Raw genomic sequence first — 19,050 nt, 5'->3', positions numbered from 1 at the left:
GGAAAGGTTGATTCTTTCCCTTTTCGAATGTTCCGCAGTTGCGGGAAGGTAGTTTTTTACTGAACTGAGAATTTTTGAGAGTTTTGAAGACCTGTTTTTGGTTAGACCTTCAAGGTTTTAAAAACCTTGAAGGTCTGCTACCCATCCTAATAAAAAGAACCGCTCCCTCAAAAGAAGGAACGGTTCTCCCATATTTTGTAAATACCTTATTAAATTCCCAGCAATAACTCGCCGGCGTCTTTTCCGTTGGTAAACATGCGTTCCGGATTTTCAATCATCTCCTTCACTTTTACCAGGAAGCCCACCGAGTCTTTACCGTCGATAATACGGTGATCGTACGACAACGCCACGTACATCATCGGGCGGATCACCACCTGTCCGTTTACTGCCACCGGACGTTCCACAATGTTGTGCATTCCCAGAATAGCCGACTGCGGCGGGTTAATAATCGGGGTTGAAAGCAGCGAACCAAACACACCACCGTTGGTAATCGTAAAGGTACCGCCGGTCAGTTCTTCTACCGATATTTTCTTGGTCCTGGCTTTTTCAGCCAGTTCCTTAATTTCGAGTTCGATCTCCGGAACCGATTTACTTTCGGCGTTACGAACGATTGGCACCATCAAACCTTTGGGTGTTGAAACGGCAATTCCCACGTCTACAAACTGAGGCATCACAATTTCGTCACCGTCGATCTGTGCATTTACCATTGGGTGAAATTCAGCCGCGACAGCCACTGCCTTCGTAAAGAACGACATAAAGCCGAGTTTGAATCCGTGTTTGTCGATGAACTTTTGCTGGTATTTCTGGCGCATGTCCATCACAAAGCTCATATCAATCTCGTTGAATGTGGTCAGCATGGCGGTTTCATTTTTCACGGCCACCAAACGCGCGCTTAATTTCCGGCGCAAACTCGACATCCGTTCCCGTTCCTCTGCACGACTTGCCTTACGTTTCGGAACAATCGCTTCGGCAGCCGGAGCGCCCAAAACGGCTTCCACTTCTTTTTTGCCCAAACGCTTCAGCCCGTTTATGACATCGTCGACCGACAGATCGTTGTCTTTCATCATTTCCTTGGCAACTGAAGTCACTTTTACCTTATCGTAAGTATCCGATACTTTCACTTCTTTGGCAGGTGCGGCTTCTTTCTTTTCCTCCACCTTAGGTTCTTCCTTCACCTCGGCCTTAGCCTCAGCCCTCTTTGGTTGCGGTGCCACACTGGTATCGATGGTGCAAACAACTGCGCCTACTTCTATCGTTTCGCCTTCAGCAGCTTTTATTTCAATTTTCCCACCTTCGACAGCCACAATGGTCAGGGTTGCTTTATCCGATTCAACCTCGGCAATTTCCTGGTTTTTGGAAACTACTGCGCCATCTTCAACAAGCCAGCTACCTATTTCCACTTCGGTTATCGATTCTCCCGGACTGGGAACTTTTACTTCGATTATCATACGATTTAAATTATTGTTTTTAAAGGTATCGTATGGAATTCGTCCCGAAAATCCGGGACTCATTTCATGGTTTTTTGTTTATCTCTAAATTTTACTCAAAGCTTTTCATAATTCGTCACATTCACAAGAAACAATGCCAAAACCTACATAGAACTTTTCGATGATTCATTTCATTGTGAAACAGGAAGAATCTTCTAAACGGTTACTTCTTTTTTTGAAAAAACCGAACTGATCAGTTTTTCCAGTCCCTGACGATGTTTTTCCATTAAACCCACTGCCGGGCTGGCACTTTCGGGACGTGCGACCACTTTAATTCCCAGACAATCGAGTTTACGCCCCAGGAACGGCCATGCCCCCATGTTCTCAGGTTCATCCTGTGCCCAAATCAGTTCTTCCGACTTTGGATATTTTTTAAGAATATCGTTGATCGCCTTGTTGGGTATCGGATAAATCTGCTCCATTCTCACCAGCGCCACATCCGTAATACCGTGTTCCATCTTATATTTGGCCAAATCGTAGTACAATCTTCCGGTTGTCAGCACTACTTTTTCGACCAAATCGGGTTCTGCTGTTGGATCGTCAATAACCTCCTGGAAACCGCCTCCGGTAAATTCTTCCAGCTTGGAGGTTACCATTGGGTGCCGCAACAAACTTTTGGGCGTAAATACCACCAGCGGCAAACGCATGTTCATCTTTACCTGACGACGTAACAAATGGAATATATTAGCCGGGGTACTCGGCACAGTAACTTGTATATTGTTTCCGGCAGCCTGTTGCAAAAAGCGCTCGATACGTGCACTGGAATGCTCCGGACCTTGTCCTTCGTAACCGTGAGGGAGCAAAAGTGTAAGGCCGTTCATCAAGCCCCATTTTTCGATCGCTGAAGTAATGTACTGGTCGATGATTACCTGCGCCACATTATGAAAATCGCCAAACTGAGCTTCCCAAATCGTAAGCCCGTTGGGTTGTGCCAGCGAATAACCGTATTCAAAACCGAGAACCGCATATTCCGAAAGCAGCGAGTTAAACACATTAAACGGCGCCTGTTTTTCAGAAACATGTTTCAGCGGGTAATATTTATCTTCGGTTCCCTCAATCACAAAGGCGGCATGACGGTGTGCAAACGTTCCACGTTCGCTGTCCTGGCCGCTTAAACGCACCGGGTGACCGTCGGTTACCAACGTTCCATAAGCCAGCAGCTCTCCCATCGCCCAATCAAGGCGATCATCGTGGATCATCATTTTCCGGTCAGAAAGAATACGGTCCACTTTTTTGAAGAACGGCAGATCCTGTGGCAGTTCGTTGATTTTTTCGGCAACCGCCAAAAGCACGCTCTTCTCCACCCCGGTTTCAATCGTTTCATTAAAGATCGCTTTCGATGGCAATTCGTAAGGTTCGTACTCTTTCACCATAAACTGACGGATCTTCAGTTTTTGTATCTTTTCCGATTCCTTGTACTTTCCTTCCAAAAACTGATCAAACTCCTTCACCTTCAGCCTCGATTCGTCCAGTGTCATTACCCCCAACTCGTTGAGCTTGTCGGCATAAATATCACGCGGATTTTTATGCTTTGCGATGGCTTTGTACAATAAAGGCTGTGTAAAACGTGGCTCATCGCCTTCGTTGTGGCCGTATTTACGGTAACACAAAATATCGATGAATACATCAGCGTGAAATTTCTGTCGGAATTCCATAGCCAGTCGTATCGTGTAAATCAAGGCCTCCACATCGTCTCCGTTCACATGGAAAACGGGTGAACGCGTTACCTTGGCAACGTCGGTTGAATAAGTGCTTGAACGGGCTTCGAGATACGGCGTGGTAAACCCAACCTGATTGTTGATCACCAGGTGAATGGTTCCCCCCGTTTTGTAACCCGGCAGCTGCGACATCTGGATGGTTTCGTAAACCACGCCCTGCGCTGCAATGGCCGCATCGCCATGAATAATGATCGCTGCTGCCTTGTTGTAATCGCCACCATAAACCGAATCGATCTGCGAACGAACCATTCCTTCGGCTATCGGCCCAACGGTTTCAAGGTGCGACGGGTTCGGCAACAATTTTAGTTTTACTTTCTTGTCGAAGTCCGTTTTAACTTCATTTTCGTAACCCAGGTGATACTTCACATCGCCCTGCGAAATATCGTCTTCGTATTCTTTTCCGTAAAATTCCTTGAAAATATTCTGATAAGGTTTTTCCAAAATATTAGCCAGAACATTCAAACGGCCACGGTGAGCCATCCCGATGATGAATTCTTCGAGCCCGAGTTCAGAGCCTTTTTCAATTACCGCATCCAGCGCCGGAATCAAAGCTTCGGCCCCTTCAAGCGAAAAACGCTTTTGCCCCACAAATTTTTTGTGAATGAAATTCTCGAACCCAACAGCCAACTTCAGGTGGTAAAAGAAATGCAAACGCTTTTCGCTGGAGAAATTCTCCGAATTTCGGGATCCTTCCATGCGTTGGCGAAGCCATTGAACTACTTCGGGATGACGCATGTACATGTATTCCACACCTACCGAACGACAGTAGGTGTCTTCGAGGTGCTGTACAATGTCTTTCAGTTTTGCCGGGCCGATTCCAATTTCGTTACCCGCCTGAAAAACCGTTTCCAGATCTTTCTGATCCAGCCCAAAGTTTTCGATAGCCAGTGTTGGCGAATATTTCCGACGCGCACGTACCGGGTTTGTCTTGGTGAACAAGTGCCCACGCTGACGGTAACCGTGTATCAGGTTTAATATAGCAAATTCTTTGTCGATGTTCTCCAGTTGAACGGTCGCAGGTTTTTCCGGATAATTCTTGCGGGCCAGTTCAAATCCCGCAAAAAAATGTTGCCAGCTCTTATCAATCGACTCAGGGTCTTCAAGGTACGATTTGTAGAGGTCCTCAACTGCCTCTAATTCTTGATTTCCCACAGATGAAAACTTATCCATTATTGATTTTATCTTAACTTTTGATTAATATTCAAAAAAACAAAGCTTGAAATCTATTGTTTACCGACTTCTCACTTTTTGTAATATAAAGTTAGTGTTTCTTCCGTTTTTTTCTAATCCGCTTCATTTTGATTTTGAGAAACCTTTTGATTGGCTATTTTTGCTGAAAAAATTAAGGAGATGATTCAACGTATTCAAAGCATATATATATTGATAGCCGAAGTACTGATTGCCACACTTCTGGGAATAAAACTGGCCGATCTTTCGGCTAACGGCGAACTGCTCGAATTCTTTGCCAAAGGAATTTTGAAGGGTGAAGAAGTTGTTTTTAACGGTTTACCCATTCTGATTTTTATCGGTATTATTACCGTATTGCATGTCATCATCCTGTTTATGTACAAGAAAAGAATGCTTCAGATCCGCTTGCTGGTTTTCACCATTATTCTGCTTTTGGGTCTCTTTGGCATGTTCTTTTACTTTGCCTACGCCGGTTTCGAAGGCGCAAAAGTGGCTTTTAAAGTTCCGGTTGCGTTCCCCATAGTAGCAGTGATTCTCGACTGGCTGGCGATTCGTGCTATTGGTAAAGACGAAGCACTCATCAGAAGCCTCAACCGCTTGCGCTAAAAGTTGCAGTAATGGAAGCAATGCTTTTTGCCGCAGGACTTGGTACCCGGCTTTTGGGAGAAACGGCCGACAAACCCAAAGCGCTGGTTGATGTTGGCGGAAAACCCTTGCTGCAAAGAGCCATCGAAAAACTTTCGGCTTCCGGAGTTTCCAAAATTGTTGTTAATGTTCATCACTTTGCCCCACAGGTAATCGATTTTATTGAAAGCCGGAACTGGGATGTACCCGTTTTAATTTCGGATGAATCGGATCAGTTACTGGAAACCGGTGGCGGACTGAAAAAAGCAGGACCATTGTTCTCGCGAAAAGAACCGATCTTAATTTATAATGTTGACATCATCAGCAACATCGATCTAAAACAACTGGAATTCGAACATCTCGCTTCGGGCAACCTGGCTACACTCGTGGTTCGGACGCGGGAATCGCAGCGTTACTTTAGGTTTGATGCAGAAATGCAACTCGCAGGTTGGATCAACAAAAAAAGCGGCGAAACAAAAATATCGCGCCCCGCTGTTTTTGACGATGCAAAAGAACTGGCTTTTAGCGGCATTCATATCGTTCAGCCTGAGATATTGAAATACATGCCCGAAGAAGACCGGTTTTCGATCATTAACGTTTACCTCGAACTGGCCAAAACACAAAAAATCAAAGGATATTTCGACACATCTGAACTTTGGATGGACGTTGGCAAACCTGCAGAACTGGAAGCAGCAAGAAGATTGTTTAGTGGTCAGTGATCAGTATTCAGTCGCAGTGATCAGTCACAGTTTTCAGAAAGGAAGGATTGAGTAAACAGTGATCAGTCGCAGTATTCAGGGACTGAAGGATTGATGGATTGAAGGATTGAATTTCCAATGACTCACTTGTAGCTCACGGCTAATTTTCGCATTGAAGCAGTAACGCATTCCCGCATTCAATCCCTCTGTCACTCAGTCACTCAATCCTTCAGTCCTTCAACTTATAATTTCGGTACTCGAACAAACGCACACCAAACATTTTCTCAATCCGGTATAAAAGCCGGTATTTCCACTTCATGTTGATTTTGCTGAGATCGGGTTGAAAATCCCAGTTCAAACGCTTAATCCGCTCACGCATTACTTTAGGATGAGTACCTTCGAAACGGGCCAGTGCATCAAATTCTTCAGCGTAATTAAATTCCTGATCACTTGCTTTTCTCAGCGCCTCTTCTTCTGAAATCCCATCGTAAAAAGCTTTAACAGCCTCTACTTTTTGCTTCATATTCTTGGGATGCCGCACCCAGCCATAATGAAAGATCTCTGCTTTTACCGGAACAACGTTCAACTTTTGCCCGTCTTTCCGAAAGCCTTGTGCGTCTTTATAGGAGCGAATGCTTTTATCGTTCCGGATCACGCGGATCTCTTTGCGATACCAATGCCGGCAATCGCCCACATAATCGTACGAGCCATAAAAATGCCGATAGTCAAAAAGCAAACCTTCCACCTCTTTATTATCCAGGTTTTGCTGCATGGCATTTTTAACGACAGGCAAATATTTTTCGTGCAATGCCTCATCACCCTGAATGTAGAGACACCAATCGAACTCGTCAGGAATCGCATCCAGCGCCTTGTTGGTTTCCGAAGCATACACCCGACCGCCTTCTTTTAAAGTTTCATCCCACACTGTATCCACAATCGAGATTTTGCCCGGGGCAATGTTTTCGATCACTTTTCGGGTTTGGTCTTCCGATTTTCCAACTGCCACTACAAAATGATCGCAAATGGGCAAGACGGAAGTAACGGCTTCCACAATCGGGAAATCAAACTTTTCGGCATTTCGTATAAAAGTAAATCCGCAAACTTTCATTGTTCTGCCTTTTTCCTTACCATCAAATAATAAAATAAAAACTCGAAGGCAGATATTAACATCAATGTGTCGCCCAGCAACTCGAGACCTTCTTCGGTGGCCGCTTTTGCCAGCCTGTAACTTTCGTCGGAATAAAGCAGGCGCCAGAATTTCGAACGTCCCATCAGGCGGCTGAACACGAGCGTTACCAACAATCCGGCGATAAACCATTGCGATGCAGGAATACTAAAAAACTGAATGCAGGACTGTTTTATTTTTTTGAAATTTCGCAACAGCAAATAGATCATAATTGCCAGTACAACCAGCACCGGGTAAATCCAGTGATCGATCAGAAAGTTGAACTCACGGATAAAAGCCATCAGAAAAAACAACGAAACCAAGGTACTCATCAGCCTGATCTCTTTCCATTTTGAACCAAGGAAAAGGTAAAAAACAAATAAAATAAACAAAATGACCTCCTGCCCGATCTCGGTAAAAGTAAGTTCTCCGAAATACCCTTCTTCCATGGGATGAGCAGCGTCGAAGAAAATGCCCTGGGCCATTCCAAACAAAAGCGATCCGTATAAAACAATTCGAAGCGCGACAAACAGTGGTGAATAGATTTTCATAAATTCGATTTGGAGCACCTAAATTATAATTTTTGATGCACAATAACATTGCTGATCCGGCTAATCCTAAAGGAGAAAAGTGAATTATAGTGTGCGAACACTGGTTAGGAGAAATGATAAGTCGTCAACGGTGTAATTCAATCTTTAAGAAGAGATTCTTTTATTAACCAATCGATCAGGGGAAACAACAAAAAAAGCCGGTTATTTTCCGGCTTTCATATTGGGTGTAAAAGATGCATCCTTAAAACTAACCTTCTTCCAGGCTTCGCGTTGCGCAAGCCGGTCCTGCGTTTGAGCACAGGAAACACCTTGTTCTTTCAGGTACTTGTTGCCACTCACATGCGTATTCGGAAATTTTCCTCCCTTCTTTACCAACATGGTGATCGCCATCCCGAGCATCCCGATTGCCAATAAAGCAACTGCCATCAAAACAACTTTTAAAATTTCCATTTCCCTTCCTTTCTAAATTTTAGACTGCAAAATTACTGATTAAATGAAAATAATCCCCCTCAGAATAACTAATTTAACGATGAAATGTTTTTGTTCGTCTAAAACTTAACAAATGTTTTTTAAGTACGTTTTAACTTTAAGGAAACTAAAATAATGGAATCATGGAAAAACATGTAAATCTACTGGCAGCATTGCAATTAGGGTTTCGCCTTCTGGGCCTGGTAATAGCCGGAATATTCTTCGTTTTACTTCATTTTATCGGTGATTTAACGGGTGAACATGAACCGCAAATGATTCTGTCGATTATTGCAAATGTGTTGATTATTGTGGTTACCGTGCTAAGTTTGCCGGGAATTATTGCCGCCATCGGACTGTTTCGAAAAAAAGAATGGGCCCGAATTCTGACGCTGATTATCTCGGTTTTCGATTTGGTAAGTTTCCCCATCGGAACGGCAATCGGCGTTTATTCGATATGGGTGCTCTCACAACCTGAGACGATTGAATTATTTAAAAATTCGTGAATAAACCCAATAAAAAATTGAAGTAAAACATCTACCTGCTTTTAAGTGTTCTTTCATCTATGGTTCAATACGAAATTAAAGTAATTGGAAGAGTCCAGGGCGTGGGATTCCGGTATTATACCAAAAAGCAGGCTGATCTTCTTGGACTAAACGGCTGGGTGAAGAATTTGCCCGATGGTTCAGTGCTGGTAACCGTACAGGGTAATGAAACAGACGTCGATACCTTTACCGACTATCTTCGGATTGGTCCGGCACGTTCACAAGTTACCAGTCTGCAAAAAGTAAAAATCCAGGCAGGAAATCTTTCCCGGGAGTTTTCAATCCGATATTAGTCTTCGTTCATTCCCTTTTAAATTATCCAAACCCTCAAAAAAGGTTTTTGCCATTAATTGATATCTTTACAAGACTCAATAAAAAGAAGAAATCGTTAAAGCTATGAGCTACCACATGACTCCCGAACAATTTCGGGAAGAAGGCAAAAAAATCATCGACTGGATTGCTGATTATTACGAAAACATTGAACAATATCCTGTTCTTTCGCAGGTAAAACCCGGAGAGATCCTATCGTCGCTTCCCGATAATCCGCCACTTCAGGGCGAGCCGATGAGTGCGATGATGAAGGATTTGGATGAAAAGCTGATGCCGGGAATTACCCATTGGCAATCGCCTCATTTTTATGCTTATTTCCCCTCGAACACCTCTTTCCCTTCGATTTTAGGAGATCTTGTTTCATCGGGCTTAGGCGTGCAGGGAATGATCTGGGCCACCAGCCCGGCTGCCACTGAGCTCGAAACCAGAGTACTCGACTGGTTGGCAGAAGCCATGGGAATGCCCGAAAAATTCCGGTCAACCTCAACGGGTGGCGGTGTTATCCAGGATACTGCATCAACATCAGCGTTGACAGCCGTGATTGCTGCACGCGAAAGAGCCACAAAATTTGAGTCGAATGAAACGGGAGTGCGTCAGAAACTGGTAGCTTATATTTCTACACAAACCCATTCATCGCTCGAAAAAGCGATAAAAATGGCGGGCATCGGCAAGGCCAATCTTCGTTTAATCGATGTGGATGAGCAATTTGCCATACGTCCGGAAATACTCGAAGCACAAATTCAAAAAGATAAAGAAGCCGGGCTCCTGCCCTTCTTTATCTGTGGTGCGCTCGGAACAACATCATCCAATGGAATGGATCCTTTGAGAAAAATAGGCGAAATCGCGCAAAAAGAAAACTGCTGGTTTCATATCGACGGCGCCATGTCGGGAACGGCCATGCTTTGCCCCGAATTCAGGCATTTTATGGACGGAGTGGAACTCGCCGACAGTTTTGTTTTTAATCCGCACAAATGGATGTTCACTAATTTTGATTGCGATGTATTTTGGGTGGGCAACCGCAACGAACTGATCAACACCTTTTCCATTTTACCCGAATATTTGAAAAACAAAGCCACCGAATCGGGTGCTGTGTTCGACTATCGTGACTGGCATGTGCAGCTGGGACGCCGTTTCCGCTCATTGAAACTCTGGTTTGTAATTCGTCATTATGGTATCGATGGACTGAGATTTCATATTCGCAAACATGTGGAGCTTGCGACCAAATTCACCCAATGGGTAAAAGAATCATCAGACTTTGAGCTGTTTGTTGAACCGCCACTCAACCTCGTTTGCTTTCGACACAAAAACGGTGACGATTTCAACATGAAATTGATGAATACCATCAACGAAAAAGGAAAAATCTTCTTCACTCACACCAAACTGAACGGCCAGATAGTTCTCCGAATGAGCATTGCGCAGACGCACACTGAAATTCAACACATCGAAGAAGCCTGGAAAATAATTACTGATACAGCCCGCGATTTAGTATAGTTTTAAAAACGACAAAACTGCCATTAGAATTGTTTTTGCATTTTCTTTAAGTGTAATTCATACATTTATATAAATAATTGTTACATTCGTAATCAAAATTAAATCGATAAAACATGGCAGATTTTAAACAAATGGAAATTTGGTTCATAACTGGAAGTCAGCACCTATACGGCACCAAAACCTTACAACAGGTTGACGAAGACTCTTCAAAAATTGTAGACGGCTTAAATGCGTCAGGAAAACTACCTGTTCCTGTAGTTTTTAAACCCGTTGTTAAAACGCCGGATGAAATTCTTGATATATGCGTACAAGCCAGCGCCGACAAAAACTGTATCGGTATTATTACCTGGATGCATACTTTTTCTCCGGCCAAAATGTGGATTGGCGGGTTGAAGGCACTTAGTAAACCCTACATGCATCTTCATACGCAATTTAACCGCGATCTGCCATGGGGCGAAATCGACATGGATTATATGAACCTGCACCAGAGTGCACATGGAGGCCGCGAATACGGCTTTATCAATGCCCGCATGCGCAAAAACCGCAAAGTAGTGGTTGGTCACTGGGCCGATGAAAAAGTTCAGGACCAGGTGGCTGCATGGTGCCGCACTGCTATTGGCTGGGCCGATTCGCAGGGACTGAAAGTTGCACGCTTTGGCGATAACATGCGTGAAGTAGCGGTTACTGAAGGCGATAAAGTGGAAGCTCAAATCAAATTCGGATGGCAAATCAGCGCTTTTGGCGTAGGCGACCTGGTTAAGTACATCGATAACGTTACCGATGCTGAAGTAGACGAACTTTACAAAGAATATGAAGCTCTTTATGAAGTAGCAGATAATTGCAAACCGGGGGGAGAGTTCCACGAGAACGTAAGAGTTCAGGCACGCTACGAAGTTGCGCTGAAACGTTTTATGGAAGAGGGTAATTTCAAAGCCTTTACCACCAACTTCGAAAACTTAACAGGACTGAGCCAGTTGCCCGGTCTTGCTTCTCAGCGTTTAATGGAGGCCGGTTACGGATTTGGGGCTGAAGGCGACTGGAAGCAAGCTGCTTTGCTTCGCATTGTAAAAACAATGTCGGCGGGGATGAAAGGCGGAAGTTCTTTTATGGAAGACTATACTTACCACATGGATCCGGCAAACGAAGCTGTTCTTGGCGCTCACATGCTTGAAATCTGTCCTACTATTGCAGCTCAAAAACCACGTTTGGAGGTACAGCCACTGGGAATTGGCGGAAAAGATGCCCCTGCTCGACTGATTTTTGAAAGTGCAACCGGTGATGCCATGAACGTAACCCTGATTGATATGGGGAACCGTTTCAGGTTGATCGTAAATACACTCGATGTAATCGAACCTCTTGAAAAAATGCCAAAATTACCCGTCGCTTCTGCATTCTGGAAACCGGCTCCAAATTTGGCCGACGGCGCAGCAGCCTGGATTTACGCAGGTGGAACACACCACTCTGTATTTACCCTGGCTCTGACTCCTGATTTTATTGAAACATTTGCCGAATATGCCGATGTGGAATATGTAATCATCGATAAAGACACAAAAGTTCCCGAGTTCAAAAAAGAGTTGAGATGGAACGAAGTGTACTATATGCTCGCGAAAGGACTATAGTTTAGTATCCATATATAGAGTAGTTATGCCCGGTGAAAGTCGTTTTCATCGGGTATTTTTTTGCCAGCCAGTCGAAATGAATTACTTCGCCGCTATTTCCTTTTGATAAAATTTACAGATTTCGGTTAAGCCGCACTTGTCGCACTTGGGTTTGCGGGCCACACAGGTGTACCTTCCGTGCAAAATAAGCCAGTGATGCGCTTTGGGAACCAACTCTTCGGGAATGTACTTCATCAACTGCATTTCGGTAGCTAAAGGGGTTTTTGCATTGGTACTTAATCCGATCCGCGCGGCGACCCGGAAAACATGCGTATCAACCGCCAAAGCAGGTTTATTGTACACCACCGAAGCAATTACATTGGCTGTTTTACGGCCTACTCCCGGCAGTTTCTGCAATTCATCCACATCGCTTGGCACTTCTCCGTTATACAATTCAATGAGCTTCTGCGCCATCCCGACCAAATGCTTCGACTTATTATTCGGGTATGAACAACTTCTGATGTAATCAAAAACTTCCGCAGGTTCAGCTTCCGCCATTTTGTAAGGGGTTGGAAAACGCTTGAGCAGATCGGGGGTGATTTGGTTCACCCGTTTATCCGTGCATTGTGCCGACAATATAACTGCCACTATTAATTCAAACGGATTTTCATAATCCAGCTCCGTTTCTGCGATCGGCATCGATGTTTCAAAGTATTCGATTACCCGTTCAAATAATTCCTTTTTTCGCATCCATAAAATGTTTCTTCAAAAATAATTTATTTTTTTTCTTTTGCGTTGTAACAATTTCCACCTTGGGCAGTCTTATGAAACGTATTTCTTAAGTATCGTTTCTCCCCTATATAGAAATGGTTTTAAGTAATAATTAAACAGACGTATAAAAGCCGGTTAAGACCGGCTTTTTTTGTGTCATTTAAGTTTATCAAACTTTATCAGTGAATAAAATTTACTTCTAATTGTGGCAGATTACTTTTATTCCGTCGCAGAAGTTCTATTTTTGTTTCAAACTCGGTAGAAAAGGTGTTGGATGATTAGAAAAAAGATTTATTTCGCAGGGATAGTTTCAGTACTTCTGATTCTTGCATTAACAGTACATTCGTTTGTAAGAAAGCCCGTTGATGCCAAAGATGAAAAAGCAGAAGAACCCGTTGTTCCTGTTTATAATCCGGTGGTAGAAATACAATCTACCCTCAATCAATTCGACAGTATTTTATCCGAAAACCTGAAACAATCGGGCACGGTTGGAGCTGCTGCAGTAATTACCTACAAAGGCCGAATCGCTTTATTAAGATGTTATGGTGTTCGTAAAGTCGGCACAAAAGATCCGGTAAATGAAAATACGGTCTTCCGGTTAGCGTCGGTTTCCAAATCCATTACCGGTGTTTTGGCCGGCATTCTTGACGATGAGAATATCGTTAAGCTTGACGATAAAGTTGCCGATTATGTACCTGCCCTTTCGCTAAAAGATCCGGTATGCACCAAGGAACTTACGGTGCGTCACTTATTAAGCCACACTTCAGGACTCATTCCGCATGCTTTTGATCTGATGGTAGAAGACCATGTCCCGCTCGATAAAATTATTGAGAGACTGCCCGAAGTGCCGATGACAGCTTCTCCTGGTAAAATGTATGGATACCAGAACGTGATGTACAGCCTGTACGATCCGGTTGCATCGGCAAAAACCAAACAGAGTTTTGACCACCTGATCCGCGAAAAGGTTTTTGTTCCGTTTCAAATGAAAGATGCCTCAACCGGATTCGAAGCATTTGAAGAAAACGAAAACAAAGCCTACCCGCATCAAAATACCGGAAATCACAATTTCAAAGCCATGAAACTGAACGACCGGTATTACTCAACTGCACCTGCTGCCGGAGTAAATGCAAGCATTTCCGATCTTGGTCAGTTACTGGCTAATCTTACCGATCCTGAATCAAAAGTAATTTCAAAAAAAATACGCGAGACCATATTTGCCCCTCAGGTAGTCTCCCCTTTAACCCGCGGTTATTTCCACAGCTGGGGGAAAGGAGTACAATCCAAACAATATTCCATTGGATGGAGAATTGTGGATTACAAAGGAAGAAAAATAGCTTATCACGGAGGATTTGTTTCAGGCTATAAAGCAGAAATGGCATATTGTGAAGAAGAAGAAATCGGAATTGCATTGCTTACCAATTCGCCCACCAGTGAAAGTGCGCAGAATATTCCCGATTTCCTTAACATGATCTTTGCTGAAAAAGAAAGAATTGCCCTGGAAAATTCGGCCGCAAAAAACAACGACGATAAATCGTAAATCATTTCATGAAACCATACTTACAGGCAGAAAACCTATCGAAACGCTGGGGTGAACTTTTGCTTTTCGAAAATATATCATTTACCGTATTTGAAGGCCAGAAAGTAGCGCTAATTGCCAAAAACGGTACCGGAAAATCAACCTTGCTGGATTTGCTTGCGGGCAAAGAGTCCCCGGATGCAGGAACCATCACGCTTACCAACGATGTGCGAATCGGTTATTTTGAACAAATTCCGGATCTCAATCCTCAGCACACGGTTATCGAAGAGATTTTTGAAACTGATAACGAAAAAATCAATGCCATAAAAGCTTTCGAGCTGGCACTGGCAAAGAACAACCAGGAAGAAATTGCAGCCGTTTCCTCGAAACTGGATGAACTCGACGCCTGGTCGATTGAAGTAGAAATCAAGCAGATACTTTCCCAGTTAAAAGTAAATTTTCTGGATCAGAAAGTAGACGAATTATCGGGCGGGCAGAAAAAACGTCTGGCACTGGCCAAGGTACTGATCAACCAACCCGATCTGCTTATTCTGGATGAGCCAACCAACCACCTTGACCTCGAAATGATTGAGTGGCTGGAAGCCTATCTTGAAAAAACAAAATCAACCCTTCTGATGGTAACACACGACCGCTATTTCCTCGATCGTGTGTGTAACGAAATCATCGAGATGGAGGACAACCAAATCTACCGTTATCAGGGAAACTATTCCTATTTCCTGGAAAAAAGGGATGAACGCGTGCAAATGCAGCAGGCCACAGTAGCCAAAGCCAAGAACCTGTTGCGCACCGAGATTGAATGGATGCGACGAATGCCCCAAGCGCGCAGCCATAAGGCCAAATACCGCATCAATGCCTTTTACGATTTAAAGGAAAAAGCATCGCAAAGTTACCGCGACGACAAGGTGGAAATGAGTGTTCAATCGGCAAGACTCGGAAAAAAAATTGTGGAGATGGAGCACGTCTCCAAATCTTTTCCGGGAGTTAATCTGATTGAAGATTTCACATATAAATTTCAGCGTTTTGAAAAAGTGGGTATCATTGGCAACAACGGTACCGGCAAATCAACTTTCCTGAATTTGCTGACTCAAACGCTTACTCCTGATTCCGGAAATATTGAAATTGGCCCTACCATTAAGTTTGGCTATTACCGCCAGGAAGGAATTAACTTTGATCCGAAGGAGAAAGTGATCGAAGCTGTGCAGAAAATTGCAGAGTTTATTCATTTTGAAGACGGCACAAAAATGAGTGCGACTCAAATGCTCACCCGCTTCCTGTTTCCGCCTGACACGCAATACAATTACATTGAAAAGCTTAGTGGTGGCGAACAGCGGCGGTTGTATTTATGCACCGTTTTAATGCAAAACCCAAACTTCCTGATCCTCGATGAGCCTACCAACGATTTGGACATTATCACCCTGAATGTACTGGAAGACTACCTGAAAGCGTTTGCAGGTTGCGTGGTAGTGGTTTCGCACGACCGCTTCTTTATGGATAAAATTGTAGACCACCTTTTTGTTTTTGAAGGCGAGGGCAAGGTTAGCGATTTCCCCGGCAATTACACGATCTACCGCAACAAGGTAGAAGAAGACCAGGAAAAGGAACAAGCGAAAACGAAGGCTCAGAATCAGGCACAGGAACAAGCAAAGGCGAAGGTAAAAACCGAAGATAAAGGATCAGGGAAACGCAAACTTACGTACAACGAAAAACGTGAATTTGAACAGCTGGAACTGGAGATTCCGGCTTTGACGGAACAGGTTTCCGAACTTGAAACATTGATCAATTCGGGAGATCTTCCACACGACAAGCTGTACAGCATGTCACTCGAACTGGACAAAATAAAAACTCTCCTCGACGAGAAAGAGTTTCGATGGCTTGAATTAAGTGAACTGGGATAAGGCAGAACAAACAACTACTAAATATCCTCAAACTCTACGTTTGTGTAACTTTTTACGTCAGCTGTTTCTTCTTCCAGTTCAGCCTCTTCAATTTCATCCACTTTCGGGCGGCTTTCCTGTTCGTCTTCGGGTTGTTTGTCATAGATGTAATCCACTACTTCCTGCAAGCTTTCCATAAATTTCTCGAAATCTTCTTTGTACAAAAAGATTTTATGCTTCTCGTAGTTGAATTTTCCATTCTCGCCAAAGCGTTTTTTACTTTCAGTGATGGTGAGATAAAACTCGTCGTTGCGGGTACTTTTTACGTCAAAAAAATAGGTTCTTTTCCCGGCGCGGATAACTTTTGAATGAATTTCCTGTTTGAATTTACTTTCTGACTTATTTGCTCCCTCCTTATTACCAGCACTTTCCATTCTTTTTAGTTTTTGATTTTTGACTTAGTTAGTTTCAAAAATAGAAAAATATTTTAGATAATTTAACAACAAAGCAGAAACCTCACGCAGGAAAAATCAAATTTATCAATTTATAAGGAATCCAGATAAAATAAAGCTTTTCAGCGAATAGGATTTGATTTCGCTGTTGCAATAATGATTTTATGTTCAAATTAGAAACACCCTTGCAGACATAAAAAAATTCCGAAAACAAGTCTTATGCTTGTCTCCGGAATTCTCATTCAAAATGCGATATTCGAATTCTATTTGTAAATCTCTTTCTTAGCTGACAGTAAGGTATTTAACAGCAACGAAGTACGTGTCATCGGACCAACCCCACCCGGCACAGGTGTTATGTATGAACATTTCGGAGCTACTTCTTCAAATAATACATCGCCTTTTAGTTTCCAGCCCGATTGGGTCTGATCTGATTTAACGCGGGTAGTTCCCACGTCGATTACTACTGCTCCCTCTTTTACCATGTCTCCTTTTACAAATTCAGGAACGCCCATGGCAACAATCAGAATGTCGGCACTTTTACACACCTCTTTCAGATTTTCAGTTCGGCTGTGGGCAACAGTTACAGTGGCATTCATTGCCTTTTGCGACATTAATACACTCATTGGGCGGCCAACAATGTTACTTCGCCCCAAAACCACGCAGTTTTTACCGTTGGTTTCAATTTTATAGCGTTTCAGAAGCTCAACAATTCCATATGGAGTAGCCGAAACAAACGATGGCAGACCAATCACCATCCGGCCAACATTGATCGGATGAAAGCCGTCCACATCTTTTTTCGGATCGATAGCCTCAATTATTTTTTGCTCAGAAATGTGTTTGGGCAAAGGCAATTGCACGATAAAACCGTCGAGATCTTCATCGCGATTTAATTCATCCACCTTCGCCAGCAGTTCTTCTTCAGTAACGTCGTCTTCGTAACGAATCAATGTCGACTTGAAACCAACCGCTTCACAGTCTTTAATTTTGTAGGCGACATAGGTCTCACTACCACCGTCGTGTCCCACAAGGATCGCTGCCAAATGCGGTTGTTTTCCACCATTGGCAATAATGGTTTTTACTTCTTCGGCAATCTCTGTCTTAATTTCTGCTGCAATTTTGTTTCCGTCGATCAATTCCATTATTTCTGATTTTATTCGAAAGCCTTTCTTTCGGTTACGTTATAATCTAAACTTTCTATCGGCGGCCCCGCTGTTGCATTCCGGCCATCATTCGTTGTACGTTTTTACCCTGCGAAACCATCCGCATCATTTTCCGGGTTTCGTCAAACTGCTTCAGCAGGCGATTTACCTCCTGAATATCGGTTCCCGAACCGTTGGCAATACGTTTTCTTCTTCCGCCGTTGATAATGGCAGGATTCTCGCGTTCCTCGGCTGTCATGGAGTAAATAATCGCCTCGATGTGTTTGAATGCATCGTCGTCGATATCCATATTCTTGATGGCTTTCCCCATTCCCGGAATCATTCCAACCACATCTTTCAAATTACCCATTTTCTTGATCTGGGAAATCTGTTTCAGAAAGTCGTTGAAATTGAAGGTATTTTTGGCCAGTTTTTTCTGAAGACGTTTAGCCTCTTCTTCATCAAACTGTTCCTGTGCTTTTTCAACCAGCGAAACAATGTCACCCATTCCCAAAATACGATCGGCCATACGTTCGGGGTGGAACACATCGAGCGCTTCGAGTTTCTCGCCGGTTCCCACAAACTTGATCGGCTTTTCAACCACTGCGCGAATCGAAAGCGCAGCACCACCGCGGGTATCACCATCGAGTTTGGTAAGAACAACACCGTCGAAATCGAGTCGGTCGTTAAATTCTTTGGCTGTGTTTACCGCATCCTGACCGGTCATTGAATCCACTACAAAAAGGATTTCATCGGGATTAATGGCTGATTTGATGGCAGCGATCTCGTTCATCATCTGCTCGTCAACCGCCAAACGACCTGCAGTATCCACAATCACCACATCGTATCCTTTGGCTTTCGCTTCCTGGATCGCAGCTTTGGCGATTTTCACCGGATCCATGTTACCTTCTTCGGTATACACCGGAACACCGATCTGCTCGCCCAGCACCTTCAACTGTTCGATCGCAGCCGGACGGTAAACGTCGCCTGCAACCAACATCGGATGACGGCCTTTTTTCTTTTTGAGCATGTTAGCCAGTTTCCCCGAGAACGTTGTTTTACCCGATCCCTGAAGACCAGACATTAAAATAACAGCCGGTTTTCCTTTTAACTGAATATCGGTAAAAGTTCCGCCCATTAACGATGCCAGCTCGTCTTTAACGATCTTCACCATTAACTGCCCGGGTTTAACCGCTGTTAAAACCTCTTGTCCGAGCGCTTTTTCCTTTACGTCGTCGGTAAATTTTTTGGCAATTTTAAAGTTGACGTCGGCATCCAGCAAGGCACGACGAATATCTTTCAATGTTTCTGCCACATTGATTTCGGTGATCTTCCCCTCACCCTTTAACATTTTAAAGGACCGTTCCAGCCTGTCACTTAAATTCTCAAACATGCTTTTAATTCTTTTGAAAATGAG

General features: G+C 43.6%; 17 protein-coding genes. 8 read left to right on the top strand and 9 right to left on the bottom strand.

Annotated elements, in window-relative coordinates; all coding sequences use genetic code 11:
* Positions 1–209: 209 nt before the first annotated feature.
* Both odhB and MR764_RS15160 read right to left on the bottom strand, forming a co-directional pair.
* Positions 210–1,511 carry a 2-oxoglutarate dehydrogenase complex dihydrolipoyllysine-residue succinyltransferase gene (odhB, locus tag MR764_RS15165; protein WP_247980287.1) on the bottom strand — a complete coding sequence of 434 codons (1,302 nt, stop codon included), beginning with the start codon at positions 1,509–1,511 and terminating at the stop codon, positions 210–212.
* A gap of 131 nt (positions 1,512–1,642) precedes the next feature.
* Entirely contained in the window at positions 1,643–4,375 is a 2,733-nt protein-coding gene (locus tag MR764_RS15160; protein ID WP_247980286.1) for a 2-oxoglutarate dehydrogenase E1 component, read from the bottom strand.
* 180 nt (positions 4,376–4,555) lie between these two features.
* On the opposite strand from MR764_RS15160, the gene MR764_RS15155 reads away from it, so the two are divergent.
* Positions 4,556–4,999, top strand: coding sequence for a DUF4293 domain-containing protein (locus MR764_RS15155; RefSeq protein WP_247980285.1), 444 nt, complete (start codon positions 4,556–4,558; stop codon positions 4,997–4,999).
* A gap of 11 nt (positions 5,000–5,010) precedes the next feature.
* On the top strand, positions 5,011–5,736 hold the full coding sequence (locus tag MR764_RS15150) for a nucleotidyltransferase family protein (RefSeq protein WP_247980284.1): 726 nt from the start codon (positions 5,011–5,013) through the stop codon (positions 5,734–5,736).
* 208 nt (positions 5,737–5,944) lie between these two features.
* On the opposite strand, the gene MR764_RS15145 is transcribed toward MR764_RS15150, so the two are convergent.
* The 3 genes from MR764_RS15145 to MR764_RS15135 all read right to left on the bottom strand — a co-directional run bounded on the left by MR764_RS15145 (position 5,945) and on the right by MR764_RS15135 (position 7,881).
* On the bottom strand, positions 5,945–6,823 hold the full coding sequence (locus tag MR764_RS15145; RefSeq protein ID WP_247980283.1) for a hypothetical protein: 879 nt from the start codon (positions 6,821–6,823) through the stop codon (positions 5,945–5,947).
* On the bottom strand, positions 6,820–7,431 hold the full coding sequence (locus MR764_RS15140; RefSeq protein WP_247980282.1) for a hypothetical protein: 612 nt from the start codon (positions 7,429–7,431) through the stop codon (positions 6,820–6,822). Before MR764_RS15140 ends, MR764_RS15145 begins: the two co-directional genes overlap by 4 nt.
* Positions 7,432–7,632: 201 nt before the next feature.
* Complete coding sequence (locus MR764_RS15135) at positions 7,633–7,881, bottom strand: hypothetical protein (protein WP_247980281.1); 249 nt, start codon at positions 7,879–7,881, stop codon at positions 7,633–7,635.
* A gap of 161 nt (positions 7,882–8,042) precedes the next feature.
* On the opposite strand from MR764_RS15135, the gene MR764_RS15130 reads away from it, so the two are divergent.
* The 4 genes from MR764_RS15130 (at position 8,043) to araA (ending at position 11,881) form a co-directional block, all read left to right on the top strand.
* Positions 8,043–8,402: a hypothetical protein gene (locus MR764_RS15130; protein ID WP_247980280.1), complete on the top strand. Its 360-nt coding sequence runs from the start codon at positions 8,043–8,045 to the stop codon at positions 8,400–8,402.
* A 59-nt stretch (positions 8,403–8,461) separates the two neighbouring features.
* A complete protein-coding gene (locus MR764_RS15125; protein ID WP_247980279.1) occupies positions 8,462–8,734 on the top strand; it encodes an acylphosphatase in 273 nt (90 codons plus the stop codon).
* A gap of 103 nt (positions 8,735–8,837) precedes the next feature.
* Positions 8,838–10,262, top strand: coding sequence for a pyridoxal-dependent decarboxylase (locus tag MR764_RS15120; protein ID WP_247980278.1), 1,425 nt, complete (start codon positions 8,838–8,840; stop codon positions 10,260–10,262).
* Between the two features lie 113 nt (positions 10,263–10,375).
* Positions 10,376–11,881, top strand: a complete 1,506-nt coding sequence (gene araA, locus MR764_RS15115; RefSeq protein ID WP_247980277.1) for an L-arabinose isomerase — start codon at positions 10,376–10,378, stop codon at positions 11,879–11,881.
* An 81-nt stretch (positions 11,882–11,962) separates the two neighbouring features.
* On the opposite strand, the gene nth is transcribed toward araA, so the two are convergent.
* A complete protein-coding gene (gene nth, locus MR764_RS15110) occupies positions 11,963–12,610 on the bottom strand; it encodes an endonuclease III (RefSeq protein ID WP_247980276.1) in 648 nt (215 codons plus the stop codon).
* Between the two features lie 295 nt (positions 12,611–12,905).
* On the opposite strand from nth, the gene MR764_RS15105 reads away from it, so the two are divergent.
* Together MR764_RS15105 and MR764_RS15100 are read left to right on the top strand one after the other, a co-directional pair.
* Positions 12,906–14,168, top strand: coding sequence for a serine hydrolase domain-containing protein (locus MR764_RS15105; protein WP_247980275.1), 1,263 nt, complete (start codon positions 12,906–12,908; stop codon positions 14,166–14,168).
* 8 nt (positions 14,169–14,176) lie between these two features.
* On the top strand, positions 14,177–16,063 hold the full coding sequence (locus MR764_RS15100; protein ID WP_247980274.1) for an ABC-F family ATP-binding cassette domain-containing protein: 1,887 nt from the start codon (positions 14,177–14,179) through the stop codon (positions 16,061–16,063).
* Between the two features lie 17 nt (positions 16,064–16,080).
* On the opposite strand, the gene MR764_RS15095 is transcribed toward MR764_RS15100, so the two are convergent.
* From MR764_RS15095 to ffh, 3 genes are all read right to left on the bottom strand, one after another.
* Entirely contained in the window at positions 16,081–16,476 is a 396-nt protein-coding gene (locus MR764_RS15095; RefSeq protein WP_247980273.1) for a DUF3276 family protein, read from the bottom strand.
* A 281-nt stretch (positions 16,477–16,757) separates the two neighbouring features.
* Positions 16,758–17,633, bottom strand: coding sequence for a bifunctional methylenetetrahydrofolate dehydrogenase/methenyltetrahydrofolate cyclohydrolase FolD (gene folD / locus MR764_RS15090; RefSeq protein ID WP_247980272.1), 876 nt, complete (start codon positions 17,631–17,633; stop codon positions 16,758–16,760).
* Between the two features lie 55 nt (positions 17,634–17,688).
* Positions 17,689–19,026 (bottom strand): signal recognition particle protein, encoded by a 1,338-nt coding sequence (ffh, locus tag MR764_RS15085; protein WP_247980271.1) that lies wholly within the window; start codon positions 19,024–19,026, stop codon positions 17,689–17,691.
* Positions 19,027–19,050: the final 24 nt, after the last annotated feature.

It is taken from the genome of Maribellus sp. YY47 (assembly GCF_023111095.1).
In the GTDB taxonomy this organism is placed as follows: domain Bacteria; phylum Bacteroidota; class Bacteroidia; order Bacteroidales; family Prolixibacteraceae; genus Draconibacterium.
This window is presented reverse-complemented; position numbering and strand designations above follow the sequence as displayed.